The sequence below is a fragment of the Sphingomonas sp. QA11 genome (assembly GCF_028473665.1).
Classification (GTDB): domain Bacteria; phylum Pseudomonadota; class Alphaproteobacteria; order Sphingomonadales; family Sphingomonadaceae; genus Sphingomonas; species Sphingomonas phytovorans.
The window spans coordinates 3,539,361-3,557,104 of the sequence record NZ_CP098774.1 but is presented as its reverse complement, the minus strand read 5'-3'; the positions used below and the strand labels follow the sequence as shown (position 1 = coordinate 3,557,104).

Sequence of the window (17,744 nt, the reverse complement as noted above, 5' to 3'; positions counted from 1 at the left end):
GTGTTGAAAGTGCTGGTCGCTGAAGATGATGGCGAGACGCGCGATTATATCGAGCGCGGCCTGCGCGAGCTCGGCCATGTGGTGACCACTGCTGCCGATGGTCGCGACGCGATGTTCCTCGCGACCGGCGAACCGTTCGACGCGATCATCCTCGACCGCATGCTGCCCGTGCTGGATGGCATGACGATCCTGCGGTCGATCCGCTCGGCGGGCATCGCCACCCCGGTGCTGATGCTGACCGCGCTGTCGCGGGTGGAGGATCGTGTCGCGGGCCTCGAGACAGGCGCCGACGATTATCTGGTCAAGCCCTTCGCCTTCACTGAGCTGACCGCGCGGCTCAACGCCCTGTCGCGGCGGCCGGCAGCGGTCGCGACGGAGACCGTGCTGCGCGCGGGCGATGTCGAGATGGACCTGCTGAAGCGCGAGGTGCGTCGCGCCGGGCAACGCATCGAGGTCCAGGCGCGGGAATTCGCCCTGCTTGAACAATTGATCCGCAATGCGGGGCGGGTGGTGACCCGGACGATGCTGCTCGAACGCGTGTGGAATTTTCATTTCGATCCAAAGACCAACATCGTCGAAACGCATATCAGCCGGCTCCGGTCGAAGCTCAACGCCGGTTCCGGCCGCGACCGGATCCAGACGATCCGGGGTGCCGGCTATCTGTTCGACGCCGATGCCTAGATTGCCTTCCTCGACCGCGTTCCGGTTCGCGGCCTTTTACAGTCTCGCCTTCACGGTGCTGATCCTCGCGCTGGGTACGGCCATGTACTGGGCGATCCGGCAGGAGCTGCGCTACGAACTCGAGCAGCGGGTGGTGACCGAACGCGGTGCCATTCTGCGCGAGGCGAGCAACCTCGGGGCAGGCGGGCTGGAGAAGATCATCGCTGAGCGCGCGCGCCAGGAGCGGGGCGATATGCGCTACGCCGTGCTCGACGCCGCGGGCCGGTTGCACGCCGGGCGCAAGGTGACCGCGATCCCGCCAACCGGCTGGTCGAACATGTGGTTCGTCAAGGACGGCGGCATGCTGGACGATACGCGCGCCTTCGCGTCGCGCACCGCCGATGACGGCACGCTGATCGTCGGCGCCGACCCCGAAGCGATCGAGGAACTCGACGGCCGGATAATCCCTTTGTTCGCGATCGCCTTCAGCCTGATCGCCGCCATCGGCGTCATCGGGACCTTCTTGTTGAGTGGTGCACTCGGACGGCGGCTCGGCGCGATCAATCGGACGGCTGACGCGATCATCGGCGGCGATCTGGCGCAACGCATGCCGTTGTCCGGCACGGGCGACGAATTCGACCGGTTGTCCGAAACGCTCAATCAGATGCTCGACCGGATTGCCGGGCTGCTCGACAATCTGCGCCAGGTGTCGGGCGACATAGCGCATGACCTGCGTACGCCGCTCGCGCGCTTGCGGCAGAAGCTCGATATCGCGCTGGCGAGTAACGCTGATGCGCCGGCGCTGCGGACGGCGATGCAGCAGGCGATCGAGCAGACCGAGGACATGCTCGACCTGTTCGCCGCGATCCTGAGCATTTCGGAGGTCGAGGCTGGGGGTGTCGTCGTGCGCATGAGTCGGCTCGACCTGAGCGGCCTTATGACCGATCTCGCCGATTCCTATCTGCCCTCGGCGGAAGATTCCGGCCGGCAATTGTTGCGCAGCATCGCGCCCGATGTCGAGATCGACGGCAATCGGGAACTGATCGCGCAGCTTGTCGTGAACCTGCTCGACAACGCGCTTCGCCACACGCCGCCCGGCACCGCGATCGGTATCGCCCTGGCTGCCGGCGAGGAGGGCGTCCAGCTTGTCGTGAGCGACAGGGGGCCGGGCATCCCGGAAGCTGATCGCGAACGCGTGTTCGCGCGCTTCGCGCGGCTGGAAAGCAGCCGCACCACACCGGGCCATGGTCTGGGCCTCAGCCTCGTGGCGGCGATCGCCAGGGCGCATGGCGGCACCGTCCGCCTCGATGACAATTACCCCGGAGTGACAGCCATGATTACCCTGCCCCGGAGGCCACGGTGAGGCGCATGCCGCTCGCCTTGCTGCTGGCGGGCAGCCTGCTTTCGGGTTGCGTCGGCTACAAGGCGGCACCGCTTTCCGCTCCGTCAGACGTGCTCGCGGCGCCTGATGCGGCGATCCTGTCGGCGGATGCCGCGAAGATCGACCGGCCCTGGCTGGCGCCCCAGCCGATCGACCTGTCGCAGCCGCTGACACCCAACGCGCTGGCGGTGATCGCGGTGCTGGAGAATCCCGAACTGAAGGCGCAGCGGGCGAAGGCAGGCGTGACCGATGCGCAGGCCTTTGCCGCACGGCTGCTGCCGGATCCAAGCTTCCAGGCCAGTTTCGACAAGATCCTGTCGGGCCCGGATGTCTTCAATGCGCTGGGCGCGCAGCTTGGCCTCGATATCGCGCAGCTCCGCACCGCACGCGCGACGCGCGAGGCGGGCGACGCGAGCAAGCGGCAGGTGCGGCTCGATCTCGCCTGGGCCGAATGGCAGGTTGCGGGGCAGGCCCGGCTGCAGGGTGTGCGTATCCTGGCACTGACCGACCAGTTCGCCATTGCGCGCGCCAGCGCGGCCGCCGCCGAAAGGCTGTTCCAGGCAACGCAGCGTGCGGCCGGACGGGGCGATATCGCCGGGGGCGAACTCGACACGCGCCGCCAGGCCTTGGTCGACGTGACGGACAAGATGCGCGTTGCCGAACGCGATCTCGCCGCCGCGCGGGGGGATCTCAACAAGATGCTCGGCCTGCCGCCCGAGACCAGCCTGTCGCTTGCCGCGCCGACCGATCCCATCGTGCCGCCGGACGGTGCGACGCTCACCGCGCAGGCACTCGCGCGCCGGCTCGATCTCCAGGCGCTGCGCGGGGGCTATGGCGTGGCGGAGGCTGGCCTGCACAAGGCGGTGCTCGACCAGTTCCCCAATCTCTCGCTGACCGTGGCGGGTGCGCGCGATACCGCGGACAACTACACCGTCGGTCCGGCGATCGGTTTCACCCTGCCGCTGTGGAACCGCAACCGCGGCGGGATCGCGATCGCCCGCGCGACGCGGGAGCAGCTCCACGCCGAATATGATGCGCGGCTGTTCCAGACCCGCGCCGAGATCGACGCGGCGGTGACGATTCTCGTGACGGTGCGCCGCCAGAGGGGCCAGCTGATCGCGCAGATGCCCGAGCTTGAGCGCTTCGCCGCCAGTGCCGAACGCGCAGCGAAACGCGGCGATCTTGCGCCCGCGACCGCGGAGACTGCCGCGCAGTCCCTGCGTGACCGCCGCCTCGCCCTGCGCCAGCTCGACCAGCAGATCGCCGAGCAGACCATCGCGCTCGAATTGCTCTCGGGCGGTCCCGCCGAAGGATGGACCCAATGAAGTCGTACCTGCCGATCCTTCTTCCGCTCCTGCTGGCAGGCTGCGGCGGCAAGGCCGCGACCGAGGCCGAGGCACCCACAGCGGTCGCGCAGGTTCGCACCGGCATTGCCGAAGCCGGCGCATCCAGCGACTCGGTGACCGTCTATGGCGCGACCGAGGCCGGTCCGGGCGGCGAGCGATCGGTGGTGGCGCCGGCGGAGGCGCTCATCGCCTCGATTGCCGCACCGACCGGAACCGCGGTGGGTGCCGGCCAGACGATCATGCTGCTGCGGCCGAGCCCGGCGTCCCGCCTCGCCATTGCCAGGGCGACCACGGATGCGGCCGCGGCGCAGGCAGCCTATGCCCGTGCGCTCCGGTTGCGCGCCGACGGGCTGGTCAGCAATGCCGATGTCGAAACCGCTCGTGCGGCCGCCGCCGTCGCGAACGCGACGCGTGCCAATCTCGGGATCAAGGACGGTGGACTGGCGTTGCGCGCGCCGATCGCCGGCACGGTGCGCAACCTGACCGCCAGGCCGGGCGACCAGGTGGCTGCCGGTGCGGCCGTGGCGACGGTCGCGGTACAGGGCGATCTGCGCGCACGCTTCGGCGTCGATCCCGCGATTGCGCAACGCCTTCATCCGGGCCAGCGGATCGATATCGACACGGTCAACGGCAATACGCCCGCCAGGGTTGCCATGGTCGGCATCGATCCGCAGATCGATCCGGCCACGCGGCTCGCCTCGATCTACGTCCGCATCCCGGCCGGCCTGCATCTGGGGGCCGGCGAGCCGCTGCACGCGATGCTTCAGGTCGGCGCGACGCGCGATGGCATCACCATCCCCTATGCTGCGCTACTCGACGATGGCGGGCGAAGCTATGTCTTCGTCGTCACGAACGGCGTGGCGAAAAGTCGGGACGTCTCGCCGGGCAATTCCTCGGGGGACCGTGTCCGGATTCTCAAGGGGCTCCAGCCCGGCGAGAAGGTCGTGATTGAAGGCGGCACCGCGCTTGAAGATGGCATGAAGGTCGCTGAAGGCGCTGGAGCCGCCAGGTGAGAGAAGTTCTGCAACGCCATCGCCGGTCGATCTGGCTGAGCGTCTTCCTTGTCACGCTGGCGGGTCTGGTCGCGGCTACCCGGCTGCCGGTAACGCTGTTCCCGCATATCGACTATCCGCGCGTCGTCGTCTCGATCGATGCGGGCGAGCGCGATGCGGCGCAGATGGCCGCCGACATCACCCGCCCGGCCGAGATTGCGCTGCGCGGAATCCCCGGCGTGACTAGGATCCGCTCGACCACCAGCCGCGGTTCGGCCGAGATCGCAATCAGCTTCGCCTGGGGCGATGACATGGTCGCGGCGACGCTGGCGACTCAGGGCGCGCTGGCGACGATCGCGCCCGATCTGCCGGCGGGGACGCGCTTCAGCGTTCGCCGGTCGGACCCGACGATCTTCCCGGTGCTCGGCATCTCGCTGACGTCGGGCAAACGGAACGGCGTGGCACTGGCGCAGCTTGCCCAGTTGAAGCTCAGGCCCTTGCTCTCGACCGTGCCGGGCGTTGCCGGCGTGGATGTGCTCGGTGGAGCAGCGCCGGAGATAGAGGTCGACGTCGACCCGGCGCGGCTCCAGTCGCTCGGCCTTACCGTCGCTGATGTCTCGACAGCGCTCGGCAGTGCCAACAGCGTCGCCGCGGTCGGCCGGATCGAGGACCGTCACCGGCTGTATCTCGCCCTGGTCGAAGACCGGCTGGTAAATGAGGCCGACATTGCCGCGATCCCGGTCAAGGCCGGAAACGCGCCCGGCGCGGGCGTCGCGACGCTTGGCCAGATCGCGACGATCCGCCGCGCGCCGGCGCCTGCCTGGACCAAGGTAACCTCCAATGGCGCGGACGCGGTGCTCATCAATATCCGCCAGACCCCGACCGCTGACGCGGTGAAGCTGGTCAGGCAGGTCGATGAGCGGCTGAAGGGTGTCGCGCTGCCCGCCGATGTGAAGGTCAGCGCCTATTACGACCAGTCGGAGTTGGTGACGGAGGCGGCGAATGCGGTGCGCGATGCGATCCTGCTCGGCGCGATCCTGGCTGGCGTGGTGCTGTTCCTGTTCCTGCGCAGCTGGCGGCTGATGGTCATCACCGCCGCGCTGCTGCCGGCGGTGCTCGCGGCGACCTGCCTCGGGCTCTACGCGCTGCACATGAGCTTCAACATGATGACGCTCGGCGGCATGGCCGCGGCGGTCGGCCTGGTGGTCGATGATGCGGTCGTGATGCTCGAACATCTCATGCGTCGCCTGCAGGAGGCGAAGGAAGGCGAACGCCCGTCGATGCTGGCGGCGGCGCGCGAGATGGCGAAGCCGCTGTTCGGATCGACCATGGCGACGATCGTCGTGTTCCTGCCGCTGGCTTTCATCACCGGTGTGACCGGTGGTTTCTTCAAGGCGCTGGCGGTGACGATGACGGCGGCGCTTGTCGTCTCGTTGCTCTACGCCCGCTTCGTCCTGCCGATCATCGCCGATCGCTGGCTGACGCTGAAGGACGCCGAGGCAGCGGACAAGGCCGATCGTGTCACCGGGGCGCTCGGCGGCCGGTACCAGAAGCTGGCGGTACGCGCCTTCGCCAGGCCCCGCCTGTTCGCGGCGGTCGGGGCCGGCATCCTGATCCTGATGGGCCTGTTCGCCTGGAACAATCTGCAATCGGGCTTCATGCCGGTGATGGACGAGGGCGGTTTCGTCCTCGACTACAAGGCGAAATCGGGTGCGGCGCTCTCGGATACCGATCGGCTGCTGCGCCAGGTCGAGAAGATCATCCGCGAGACGCCGGAGGTGACCGGCTATTCGCGGCGTACCGGCGTCCAGCTCGGCGGCGGGCTGACCGAGGCGGACGAAGGCGATTTCTTCATCCGCCTGAAATCCGGATCGCGCCGGCCGATCGACGAGGTGATGACGGAGATTCGCGGGAAGGTGGAAACGACCGTCCCCGGCCTGAAGATCGAGACCGTCCAGTTGATGGAGGATCTGATCGGCGATCTCACCGCGGTGCCGCAGCCGATCGAGGTGAAGCTGTTCGGCGACGACCAGGCGCAGCTCGCCGCTGCGGCCGGCAAGGTCGCTGAGACGATCGGCAGGATCGGCGGCGTGGTCGAGGTGCAGGATGGCCTGCGGGTCGCCGGCGACGCGATCATCATCAAGGTCGATCGCGCCGCCGCCGCGCTGGCCGGGCTGGATCCCGATGCGGTGGCGAAGCAGGTGGAGACTCAGATCGGCGGCACGGTCGCGACGAAGATTCTCTCGGGCGAGCAGGTCATCGATGTGCGGGTCCGCCTGCCGAGGGAGCTGCGCCAGCGCGCGGATGCGCTCAAGGCGCTGACGATCCGCGCGGCGGATGGCCGGGCGGTGACATTGCGGGCGATCGCGCAGGTGAGCATCGCGGCCGGCCAGCGCCAGATCACCCGCGAGGATCTTGCACCCTTCATTCCGGTCACCGCGCGGCTTGAGGGCAAGGATCTCGGGTCAGGCATCAGGGAGGTGCAGGCTGCGGTCGCCGGACTCAATCTGCCATCCACGATCCGGGTCGACTATGGCGGGCTCTATGCGCAGCAGAAACAGTCGTTCAGCGATCTGACGACCGTCTTTGTCGTGGCGTTGCTGCTCTCAGCGCTGCTGCTGACCTTGCTCTATGAGCGATGGGCCTTCACCGCGGCGGTGATCGGGACGGTGCTGCTGTCGACCACGGCGGTGTTTGCCGGCCTGTGGCTGACCGGGACTGAACTCGACATCTCCGCGCTGATGGGGCTGACCATGGTGGTCGGCATGATCACCGAGCTGGCGATCTTCTATCTGGCCGAGCTTGTGCCCGACGCGCCGGTCGATGCGGCCAGCCTGCTCGCGGCCGGCAAGGCGCGGCTTCGCCCCATCGTGATGTCGGCGCTGATCGCGATCCTGACCCTGCTGCCGCTGGCACTGGGGATCGGCCACGGATCGGGCCTGCAGAAACCGCTGGCGACCGCGATCATCTTCGGCCTGGCGATCGGCGCGCCGCTGGTCCTGACGATCCTGCCGACTCTGGTGCTGGTGCTGACGAAGCGGCCGCGCACGATGGAGGCGCGGGAGGGCGATTCCGCCTTTGCGCCGGGCTGAGCTCCCGAAATGCGGGCCGCTTCGAGGAATAGGCGAAGGGCTAACAACGTGTCGATGCCCCTCGATAGCCAGGATCGAATCGACTAAAAGCTGCTGTGGAAAAATGGAGAAGCCGGTGCCGATCCCTGAAACGACGGGCGCGTTCGCCATCGTCCCGCACAATGATTTGCCAGGCGCCATCCCGTTCTGGGAGCGTCTCGGCTTCGCCCGGACAGGCGGCGACAGCGCCTATATCATCATGACCGGTTGGGGATGCGAGGTTCACCTGACACAGGCCGGGGCTGGCCCATGGCGGGTTCCCGAAGAGCACAATCCCTTCGGCGTGTTCATCCGGACCCCCGAAGTGGACGCGATCGCGGCGCGGGTCGACGATCTCGTCGTCCGTCCCGGCGGGGTTCTTCGTCACCGTGAATGGGGGCTCTATGAGGTCGGTATCTGCGGCCCCGATGGTATGCTCGTCCGAATTGGCTGGCCCTCTCGACTGATGCGGGAACCAGCGACGGCAGGCGGCGATCCGGCCTGATATTCAGGGGCTCGCCTGAGCCGGCAGGATATGGGCGGCGATCGACGGACTATGGCAGCGTCAGCGTCGCCGAGGATATCCGAAGGTGCTGCTTTCGAACGACACCGTCGCCCCTGCATTCTCGCCCAGGGGAATGTTCGCGGTGCCATAGGCGCCACGCGTGCCATTCGAGCCGATCATGACGCCGATCTCGCCATGGACGCCCCGCCCGGGAGCATCCGCTCCGACAAGCTCGCCCCGGGCTGCCGCGGCTTTTTCCACGGTGTTATTGTTCAGAATTTCCATCCGCTGCTCATCCGTCAGGCGAATGACATCGCCGCCCGAGGACGGCGCGGCTTGTGTCGTCGTTGCTGGCTGTTCCGGTGCGGATTGAGCGAACGAGGCGATCGGCCAGAAGGAAACCGCCGCCACAAGGACGAGCGCTGTCGGAAGAGCACGAAAGTGCCGGGGCGTCGAACGGGTCATCCGTGTCTTATAGACCGGTCATACCCGAGCACAACCTGAACGGCCGGGCTCAGATCGGCAACCGCGTCGTCGCTTTCACCTCCTCAAGCACCGCATAGGTCCGCGTTTCGCGCACGCCGGGAATGCTGGTCAGGATTTCGCCGAGGAAGCGGCGATAGGCGGCCATGTCCGCCACGCGCACCTTGAGCAGATAGTCGAACCCGCCGGCCACCATATGGCATTCGAGCACTTCGGGGATGTCGCCGACCTGCGCGGCGAACGCCGTGAACACATCGTCGGTGGTGCGGTCGAGCACCACCTCCACGAAGATCAGCAGCGCCTGCCCGAGCTTTGCCGGATCGAGCAGGGCGGTATAGCCAGCGATCACCCCGCTCGCTCGCAACCTTTTCACCCGGTCGAAACAGGCGGCCGGTGACAGGCCGGCGCGGCTCGCCAGTTCCTGGTTGGTGATGCGCCCGTCTTCCTGAAGGATGCGCAGGATTCGGATGTCCACGCCATCGGCCGAAGATTCCATGGTACGGACGCCCAAGATGCAAACTCCTTCGGAATATAGGGCAATATAACGAAGCACGTTCATCCCTGAAAGCGGTATGACGAAGATGTTCAGCCATTTCGCCATTCGCCAAGGAAACCCTGATGCCGCGCTCGCCCTGGGACATGATCGACGACGCCAAATATCGCGACGAGGCGGAAACCATCGCTGATCTGCTTGCGCGCCAGCCGCTTTCGGTTCCGGAGCGCAAAGCTGTCGTGGCGGAGGCGATCGCGCTGGTGGGGTCGGCGCGCTCGGCGGCGAAGAAACAGGGTGTGGTCGAGGATTTCCTCCAGCAATTCTCGCTCGGCACGCGCGAGGGTCTTGCGCTGATGTGCCTCGCCGAGGCGTTGCTGCGCGTGCCCGATGCCGAGACGCGCGACCGGCTGATCGCCGAGAAGATCGGATCGGCCGACTGGGCAAGCCATGTCGGCAAGTCCGACAGCCTGTTCGTCAACGCCTCGACCTGGGGCCTGTTGCTGACCGGCAAGCTGGTCGAGGCGGACGAGACCGCGAAGAAGGATATCGGCGGCTATATCAAGCGTATCGCGGCGCGCATCGGCGAGCCGGTGATCCGTCAGGCGGTGGCGGCCGCGGTGCGGATCATGGGCGAGCAGTTCGTGCTTGGCCGCACGATCGAAGCGGCGCTGGCTCGGGCGAAGAAGGAGGACACGCTCTGCTCGTTCGACATGCTGGGCGAGGGCGCCCGGACCGAGGTTGACGCGGCGCGTTTCGAGCAGATCTATGCCGATGCGATCGAGACGGTCGGGAAGGCCGCGGCGGGCGCCGGGCCTGAGCTTGGGCATGGCGTGTCGGTCAAGCTGTCCGCGCTCCACCCGCGCTACGAGGCGGTGCAGGAAGCGCGCGTCTGGGACGAGCTTTATCCCCGCGTGAAGCGCCTCGCGCTGATCGCGGCCCGCTACGACCTGAACTTCGCGATCGATGCCGAGGAGGCCGATCGCCTCGTGCTCTCGCTCAAGCTGGTCGACCGGCTGGTGCGCGAGCCTGAGCTTGGCGACTGGAAGGGCCTCGGCGTCGTGGTCCAGGCCTATCAGAAGCGCGCGCCGCTGGTCATCGCCGCGCTGGCCGATCTGGCGAAGGAAACCGGCCGCCGGATCATGATCCGCCTGGTCAAGGGCGCCTATTGGGACAGCGAGATCAAGCGCGCCCAGGTCGCCGGCCGGCCGGATTATCCGGTTTATACCACCAAGGCGGCGACCGATCTCAGCTATCTGGTCTGTGCGAAGGCGCTGATCGACGCCTCGCCCGTGCTCTACCCGCAATTCGCGTCGCACAATGCCCACACGCTTGCCGCGGTGCGCCACATGGCCGATGCGGCTGGTGTCCGGATCGAGCATCAGCGGCTGCACGGCATGGGCGAGGCGCTCTATGCCGGGGCCGACAAGCGTTATGGCGGCATCATCCTGCGCGCTTATGCGCCGGTCGGCGGGCATGAGGAACTGCTGCCCTATCTCGTCCGCCGCCTGCTCGAGAATGGCGCGAACACCAGTTTCGTCCATGCGCTGCTCGACGAGGGAATCCCGGCCGCCGAGGTCGTTCGTGATCCGGTCGCGATCGTCGAGGCCCACCCACGCGCGCATGACAAGATCCCGGTGCCGTCGCGGCTCTATGGCGGCGCCCGTCGCAATTCGGAAGGTCGCGACTTCTCGTTGCTGGCGGCGCGCGACACGGCGGGCAAGGCGCTCGCGATGGTGCGTGCTGAAAAGCTCAAGGCCGGGCCGATCATCGGCGGCAAGCTCGTCACGCGTCCGACCGAGCCGGTCACCAATCCTGCCGATCGCAGCCTGACGATCGGCCAGGTCGGCAGCGCGACGCCTGCTGATATCGATGCGGCGATCAAGCTCGCGCGCAAGGCGCAGCCGCGTTGGGACGCGCTGACCGGCACCGGTCGCGCCGTCTTGCTGCGTGCGATGGCCGATGCGCTTGAGGCGGAGGAGGACCGCCTCGTCGCGCTGCTCTCGCTGGAGGCAGGCAAGACGCTCAACGACGGCGTCGCGGAGGTGCGCGAGGCGGTCGATTTCTGCCGCTATTATGCGATGCTCGCCGAGCGCCAGTTCGGTGCGCCGGTGATCCTCGACGGTCCGGTCGGCGAGGTGAACAGTCTGGAACTGCATGGCCGCGGCGTGTTCGCCTGTATCTCGCCATGGAATTTCCCGCTGGCGATCTTCACCGGCCAGATCGCCGCCGCGCTGGCGGCAGGCAATGCCGTGCTGGCCAAGCCAGCCGAACAGACTCCGCTGATCGCGGCTGAAGCGGTGCGCATCTACCACAAGGCAGGGCTCGACCCGGCGCTGCTTGCGCTGGTGCCGGGCGACGGCGCTGTCGTCGGCGCGGCACTGGTCGCGCATCCGGGTATCGATGGCGTCGCCTTCACCGGCGGCACCGACACCGCGGGCGCGATCAACCGCACGCTGGCGGCGCGCCCCGGCCCGATCGTCCCATTCATCGCCGAGACCGGCGGGCTCAACGGCATGTTCGTCGATTCGACCGCGCTGCGCGAGCAGGTGGTTGACGACGTCATCCTCTCCGCCTTCGGTTCGGCCGGGCAGCGTTGCTCGGCGCTCCGCCTGCTGTACCTGCCGAAGGACACTGCCGAGGAGACCATCGCGACCCTGGTCGGCGCGCTCGAGGCCCAAATTCTCGCCAACCCCGGCGACCCTTCGACCGATATCGGCCCGGTGATCGACGAGGAGGCGCGCGAGGCGCTGAACAGGCATGTCGCCCGGCTGGAAAAGGAAGCGCGCATCGTTGCCCGGCTCGATCCCGGCGCGCTCGCGACGCGCGGGAGTTTCTTCGGTCCGGTCATCGCCGAAGTGCCGACGCCCGATTTTCTTGAGCGCGAGGTGTTCGGCCCGATCCTGCATATCTACCGCTACGACCCGAACGAACTGGAGGCAGTCGCTGGCAAGCTCGCCGCCCGTGGCTATGGCCTGACGCTCGGCGTCCACAGCCGGATCGACCGTTTCGCCGAGGAAGTCCGCGACGCGGTGCCCGCCGGCAATGTCTATGTGAACCGCTCGATCATCGGCGCGGTCGTCGGTGTCCAGCCGTTCGGCGGGGAGGGGTTGTCGGGCACTGGCCCCAAGGCAGGCGGCCCCCACGCGCTGCTGCGCTATGCGCTTGAACGGGCTGTCTCGGTCAACATCACCGCCCAGGGTGGCGACCCCGCGTTGCTAAACCTGTAGCACGGGGAGCTTGACCTCCGTCGGCGCGTTACGGATAGGCGGGGCAGGGCGCCCGTGGCGCGTAACGACAAAGAGGGAAGATCGGCGTGGCGGCAGACAAGATGGACATCGACCAGTCGACGATCCTCGACAATGAGCATGAACAGCTCGTCGAGTTCACCGGCGAAGTCGATGGCGACGAATATGAATTCGCTGTCCAATATGCAGTGCTGGAAGCGCTTAGCGGCGACGCGCCGGACGATGATGCGGTCGACATGTTCAACCGCTTCAGCGACGTGATCGCTGACGCCGGCCTGGTCGCGCTTGCGCGCAACAGCGATCAGGCATTGATCGTGATCAGCGAGAACGACCTGGAATAACGCGCCGCGCGTTATCTCCGGAACTACCGGCGCGCGCTCGACAGGGCGCGTGCCGGCTACGACATCCGACACGGCAACCCACGCGGCGACAGACCGCTCGCGGCGATGGCGTATGCGTGAGGGCGCGCCCGCACGGACGGGCAAGGCCGCTCGGCTATGGCGGGTCAGCCTGATAGAGTCCGCATCGTATTTTGGGGTGGCTCCACCTGGGGCGGATCGACATTCAGAACCGGCCCGTCGGCGGTGCATGATGATCGAGTCCGGAAATGAACTCCGCGTTCTCTGCGCCCTCTGCGCGAATCCTTCTTTTTGCTGCGACCGCGCCAATGAGGTGAATGTCGATCCGACCTAACTCGAATCGTCGCCCCGGACCTGCTCCGGGGCTCGCCGTGCCGCGTATCCATCGCGCTTCAGCGCTCGCGGCACAGTGGATGCCGGAACAAGTCCGGCATGACGATAGTGATCGATGCTCTCGCCGTGCTGGATCAGGCCTGCGGGAGGCGGGTCCGCTTAATCCCGTCGACCAGTGGCACAATTCCGTTTGACAGTTCTCCAATTGGGATCATACCATCCCGATCAATCAAATAATCTACAGAGAGGCCGCCGTGAAGAAGCTACTCCCCATGTCGCGACGTCAGCTTCTCGGCGGGGCCACCGCGCTCGCGGCCACTGGTTTCCCGATGATCAATTTCGGCCAGTATCGCCTGAATGCCGCATCGCCGAAGACCTATTCGAAGCGCGCGGTCGACCTCATGCGCCAGTCGCTCGTCATCGACATGCTTGGCGCGCTCAAGATCGACATGGGTCCCAAGTTCTTCGCGGTGCCCCTGAGCGAAAAGGATGCGAAGGAGTTCCTGTCCAGCGGCATCACCGGCTTCCACCATGCGATCGGCCTGGGCGGTCCGAATCCGCGCGAAGCAGCGCTCGATTTCTTCGCCACCTGGCAAGGCTATGCCGGGCGCAACAGCGATGTCTTCACCCTGGTCGACAAGGCGGCCGACCTGGTCCGCGCGAAGAAGAACGGCAAATGCGCGGTCATCATGGGCTTGCAGAGCTCGGACCATCTCCGCCGGCCGGAAGACGTCAAATATTTCTACCAGATCGGGCAGCGCTGTTCGCAGCTCACCTATAACAGCCAGAATCTGCTTGGTTCGGGCTCGACCGAGCGCGTCGACGGGGGCGTCTCCGATCTCGGCGCTGAGATCATCGCCGCGATGAACGAGGTCGGCATGCTTGTCGACGTGTCGCATTGCGGCGATCGCACCACGCTCGACGCCATCGCGATCTCGCCCAAGCCGATCGCCATCACGCACAGCAATTGCCGCGCGCTCGTCAATCATCCCCGTTTGAAGACCGACGAGGCGATCAGGGCGCTCGGCGCCAAGGGTGGGGTGATGGGCATCACCGGGGTGCGCATGTTCGTCAGCGAGAAGGAGCCCACCACGATCGTCGACATAGTCGACCATATCGATCACGTCGTGAAGCTGATCGGCATCGAGCATGTCGGCATCGGCTCCGATGCCGATCTCAACGGGTATGACGACACCCCGCCGGAAGTTCAGAAGCAGATCCGGGCCGCGTACAAATCAAGCTACGCCTTCCGCGACAAGATCGACACCGACGGCTTCGATCATCCGCTGAAGATGTACGACCTGACGGAGGAACTGATCCGCCGCCGGTATTCCGACGCGAACATCACGGCGATACTGGGCGGCAACTTCCAGCGCCTGCTGACGGCGACCTGGGGCGGATGATCCGTCGCGAGCGACCTCGCACCCATAGCCGGATGGAGCCAGCCATGATCTTCCGCCAGCTCCGGGGCGCTCGCCGCTCCGGCAGCGTTTCCGCGCGCGGCTGATCCATGGCCCAGGGTGACGGCGCGGTCCGCTCGAGCTGGTTCCAGCGCTTCCTCCTGCCCGGCTTTGCCTTCAAGGCGGTGGTGATCGGCGGCGGCTATGCCACCGGTCGCGAGCTTGCCGAGTTCTTCCTGCCGAGCGGCCCCTGGGGCGGCCTTGCCGGAATGCTGCTGGCGATGATCATCTGGAGCACGGTCTGCGCCGTCACCTTCGCCTTCGCCCGCGCAGCACAGGCGTATGACTATCGTACCTTCTTCGAACGACTCCTCGGCCCGGGCTGGATCCTGTTCGAGATCGCCTATGTGGCGTTCGTCATCCTGATCCTGTCCGTGTTCGGCGCCGCGGCGGGGGCGATCGGGGCCGCGACCATGGGCTTGCCGCCGATCGTCGGCACGCTGACGCTCGCGGGCGCGATCGCGCTGTTCGCGACCTTCGGCAATGCCTCGGTCGAGCAGCTGTTCAAATATGTCTCGTTCCTGCTCTACGGCGTCTACGCGCTGTTCGTCGTGCTGGCGCTGACCAGCTTCGGCGATCGCATTTCGGCCAATCTCGCGCTGGCGACTCCGACGGATGGCTGGGCGGCGGGCGGGCTGACCTATGCCGGCTACAATATCGTCGGGGCCGTGGTGATCCTGCCGGTGATGCGCCATCTGACCAGCCAGCGCGACGCGATCGTCTCGGGCCTGATCGCTGGCCCGCTGGCGATGTTGCCGGCACTCCTGTTCTTCATCTGCATGATCGCCTTCTATCCCGGCATCGCCAGCGAGACGCTGCCGTCGGATTTCATGCTCCAGCAGTTGCGAATCCCGGTCTTCCACCTGCTGTTCCAGCTGATGATTTTCGCTGCCCTGCTGGAAAGCGGCACCGGATCGGTCCACGCGATCAATGAACGCATCGCGGCGGTGTGGCGTAAGCGGCGCGGCGTCGATCTGTCGCACCGGGCACGGGCGGGCATCGCGACCTTGCTGCTGATCGGGTGCATCTTCGTGGCTGACCGCTTCGGTCTCGTCGCGCTGATCGGCAACGGCTACCGGATTCTCGCTTACGCGTTGCTCGCGGTCTACGTGGTCCCGCTGCTGACACTGGGGCTGTACCGGGTAGTCAAGGGCATGCCGACCTGACGCGAAGCCCGAGGCGGCGGGGAAATTTCCGGGAACATCGTCAATCACATGTTCGAAAGGTGGGGAATGAGGATCAGGACGTTGGAGCGCACTTGTGTCGCGGCCTTGCTGTGCGGGGCGGCGTTGCTGCCCTTCGCCGCGCCGGCCCTTGCCCAGAATGCACCGCTTGAAAGCGTGATGAGCGCGCCCTTCCCGATGGACCTGACCGCATCCCGCACCGATGGACGAGTCGCCTGGGTTTCCAATGAGCAGGGCGTGCGCAACATCATGGTCGCGGCGCGCAAGCCGGACGGTTCCTTCGCGCCGGCCAGCGTCACGAGCTACAGCCGCGACAATGGCTATGAACTGGATCACCTGACCTGGGCGAATGGCGGCAAGGCGATCGTCTATACCGGCGGCGGCAGCCTGGAGGGCGGTGGTCCGGTCAACACCGAAAGCCTGACCTCCGGCCCGATGGTCAAGGAAGTGCTGGCGCTGACGATCGGCGAGGCGACCTCGCGCATCTTCGGTCCCGGCGAAGCGCCCGAGGCATCGCCGGTCGACGATCGCATCGCCTTCATCCGCGGAGGCCAGATCTGGCTCGCCCGGCTCGGGTCGAGCGATGCGGCCGCGCAACTGATCCATGATCGCGGTTCCTCCAGCGGCATCTCGTGGTCGCCCGACGGATCGAGGATCGCGTTCATCAGCCATCGGCGTGACAGACAGGCGCTTCTCGGCATCTATGAATTCGCCAGCGCGAAGATCCTGTGGATGGCGCCCGCCACTGATCGCGACGGTGCCCCGCAATGGTCGCCTGATGGCAAGCGCATCGCCTGGGTACGCATTCCGGCAGGCCAGCCGGCGTTCCGCGGCTTCCTGCCGATCCGCGCTGCACCGCCCTGGTCGGTCTGGGTCGGCGATGTCGCGACGGGTGAATCGAAACAGGTCTGGCGAGCGGCGTCGGGCCCGGGCAGCGCTTTCCGTCAGGTCGAGGACGGCACAATGCTGTTGTGGGCCGCCGACGACCGTCTCGTCTTCCCGTGGGAGAAGACCGGATGGATCCGGCTCTATTCGGTTCCCGTCGACGGTGGCGAGGCAGTCCCACTGACGCCGGACGGCTCGGAGCTGTTCGCGGCCGATCTCGATCCCTCACGCAGGAAGATCGTCTTCTCGTCCAATTCGACCGACGACGATCACCGCCATCTCTGGGAAGTCCCCGCCGCGGGCGGCACCGCGCGGGCGCTGACCAGGGGGGCGAGCGTCGAGGACCTGCCGGCCGTCACGAAGGATGGCGTGGTCTATGCGTTGCACGGTACCGGCCGCGATCCGCTCACGCCGGTCGCGCTCAACGCCAACGGCACGATGGAGCCGGTCTATGCCCCGGCAGCCTTGAAGAACTTTCCGCGCCAGGCGCTGGTCGTGCCGCAGCGGGTGGTGTTCGACGCCAGCGACAGGCTGCCGGTCCATGGCCAGCTCTTCCTTCCCGAGGGCAAGGCGCCGGGCAGGAAGCCGGCGGTCCTGTTCTTCCATGGCGGGCCGCAACGGCAGATGCTGCTCGGCTGGCATCCGATGGGCGCCTATACGCATCTCTATGCGATGAACCAGTTCCTCGCGAGCCAGGGCTATATCGTCCTGTCGGTAAACTTCCGCGGCGGCACCGGCTACGGCCTCAACTGGCGCGAACCGCTCGAATTCGCCGAGACGGGGGGCAGCGAGGTTCGCGATATCGCCGGGGCGGTCGCCTATCTCAAGACCCGCCCGGATGTGGATGCGTCGCGCATCGGCGTCTACGGGATGAGCTATGGCGGGGTGATGACCTCGCTCGCGCTGTCGAAGCTGCCGAACGACTTTGCCGCCGGTGTCGATATCGCCGGGGTGCACAACTGGAAGACCTTCCTGCCTTACCTTACCGAGCCCGGCGCGCCTCCCGGACCGGCCGAGGTGGCGGTGAAATCCTCGGCGATCAGCAGCGTCGCTGACTGGACCGCGCCGGTGCTGATCATCCAGGGCGATGACGACCGCGCGGTGAACTTCGCTCAGTCGGTCGAGCTGGTCGGCGCATTGCGCGAGGTCGGCAAGGTGGAGCCGGAACTGTTCGTCCTGCCCGACGAGGTGCACGACTTCATCCGCCACCGGAGCTGGCTGGCGGTGTTCGACAAGACTCAGGAGTTCCTGCAGCGCAAGTTGATGAAAAAGGCCGCGAACGCGGGAAAGTGAAACGGAGGGCCTGGA

Annotated in this window: 13 protein-coding genes; 11 read left to right on the top strand and 2 right to left on the bottom strand. The window is 66.7% G+C overall.

Translation table 11 applies throughout. The features are described from left to right. The first annotated feature begins 3 nt into the window (after positions 1–3). The 6 genes from NDN01_RS16510 (at position 4) to NDN01_RS16485 (ending at position 7,994) form a co-directional block, all read left to right on the top strand. Entirely contained in the window at positions 4–681 is a 678-nt protein-coding gene (locus tag NDN01_RS16510) for a response regulator transcription factor (protein WP_272628269.1), read from the top strand. Then, positions 674–2,023, top strand: coding sequence for a HAMP domain-containing sensor histidine kinase (locus NDN01_RS16505; protein WP_272622843.1), 1,350 nt, complete (start codon positions 674–676; stop codon positions 2,021–2,023). Before NDN01_RS16510 ends, NDN01_RS16505 begins: the two co-directional genes overlap by 8 nt. A 5-nt stretch (positions 2,024–2,028) precedes the next feature. Then, positions 2,029–3,366: a TolC family protein gene (locus NDN01_RS16500; RefSeq protein ID WP_272628268.1), complete on the top strand. Its 1,338-nt coding sequence runs from the start codon at positions 2,029–2,031 to the stop codon at positions 3,364–3,366. Further along, a complete protein-coding gene (locus tag NDN01_RS16495; protein WP_272622842.1) occupies positions 3,363–4,400 on the top strand; it encodes an efflux RND transporter periplasmic adaptor subunit in 1,038 nt (345 codons plus the stop codon). Before NDN01_RS16500 ends, NDN01_RS16495 begins: the two co-directional genes overlap by 4 nt. Continuing rightward, positions 4,397–7,471: an efflux RND transporter permease subunit gene (locus tag NDN01_RS16490; RefSeq protein ID WP_272622841.1), complete on the top strand. Its 3,075-nt coding sequence runs from the start codon at positions 4,397–4,399 to the stop codon at positions 7,469–7,471. Before NDN01_RS16495 ends, NDN01_RS16490 begins: the two co-directional genes overlap by 4 nt. Before the next feature lie 115 nt (positions 7,472–7,586). Further along, positions 7,587–7,994, top strand: a complete 408-nt coding sequence (locus tag NDN01_RS16485; protein WP_272622840.1) for a glyoxalase — start codon at positions 7,587–7,589, stop codon at positions 7,992–7,994. Between the two features lie 60 nt (positions 7,995–8,054). Here NDN01_RS16485 and NDN01_RS16480 read toward each other — a convergent pair whose 3' ends face one another. Continuing rightward, entirely contained in the window at positions 8,055–8,459 is a 405-nt protein-coding gene (locus NDN01_RS16480) for a hypothetical protein (RefSeq protein ID WP_272622839.1), read from the bottom strand. Between the two features lie 49 nt (positions 8,460–8,508). Further along, positions 8,509–8,988 carry an Lrp/AsnC ligand binding domain-containing protein gene (locus tag NDN01_RS16475; RefSeq protein ID WP_443025132.1) on the bottom strand — a complete coding sequence of 160 codons (480 nt, stop codon included), beginning with the start codon at positions 8,986–8,988 and terminating at the stop codon, positions 8,509–8,511. 107 nt (positions 8,989–9,095) lie between these two features. Between NDN01_RS16475 and putA the strand changes: the two genes are divergently transcribed. The 5 genes from putA to NDN01_RS16450 all read left to right on the top strand — a co-directional run bounded on the left by putA (position 9,096) and on the right by NDN01_RS16450 (position 17,729). Further along, on the top strand, positions 9,096–12,197 hold the full coding sequence (gene putA / locus NDN01_RS16470; protein WP_272622838.1) for a bifunctional proline dehydrogenase/L-glutamate gamma-semialdehyde dehydrogenase PutA: 3,102 nt from the start codon (positions 9,096–9,098) through the stop codon (positions 12,195–12,197). Between the two features lie 86 nt (positions 12,198–12,283). Continuing rightward, positions 12,284–12,556: a DUF1488 family protein gene (locus NDN01_RS16465; RefSeq protein ID WP_272622837.1), complete on the top strand. Its 273-nt coding sequence runs from the start codon at positions 12,284–12,286 to the stop codon at positions 12,554–12,556. A gap of 605 nt (positions 12,557–13,161) precedes the next feature. Further along, entirely contained in the window at positions 13,162–14,310 is a 1,149-nt protein-coding gene (locus NDN01_RS16460) for a dipeptidase (protein ID WP_272622836.1), read from the top strand. 107 nt (positions 14,311–14,417) lie between these two features. Then, positions 14,418–15,533 carry a YkvI family membrane protein gene (locus NDN01_RS16455; protein WP_272622835.1) on the top strand — a complete coding sequence of 372 codons (1,116 nt, stop codon included), beginning with the start codon at positions 14,418–14,420 and terminating at the stop codon, positions 15,531–15,533. An 81-nt stretch (positions 15,534–15,614) separates the two neighbouring features. Beyond that, entirely contained in the window at positions 15,615–17,729 is a 2,115-nt protein-coding gene (locus tag NDN01_RS16450) for a S9 family peptidase (protein WP_272622834.1), read from the top strand. Positions 17,730–17,744: the final 15 nt, after the last annotated feature.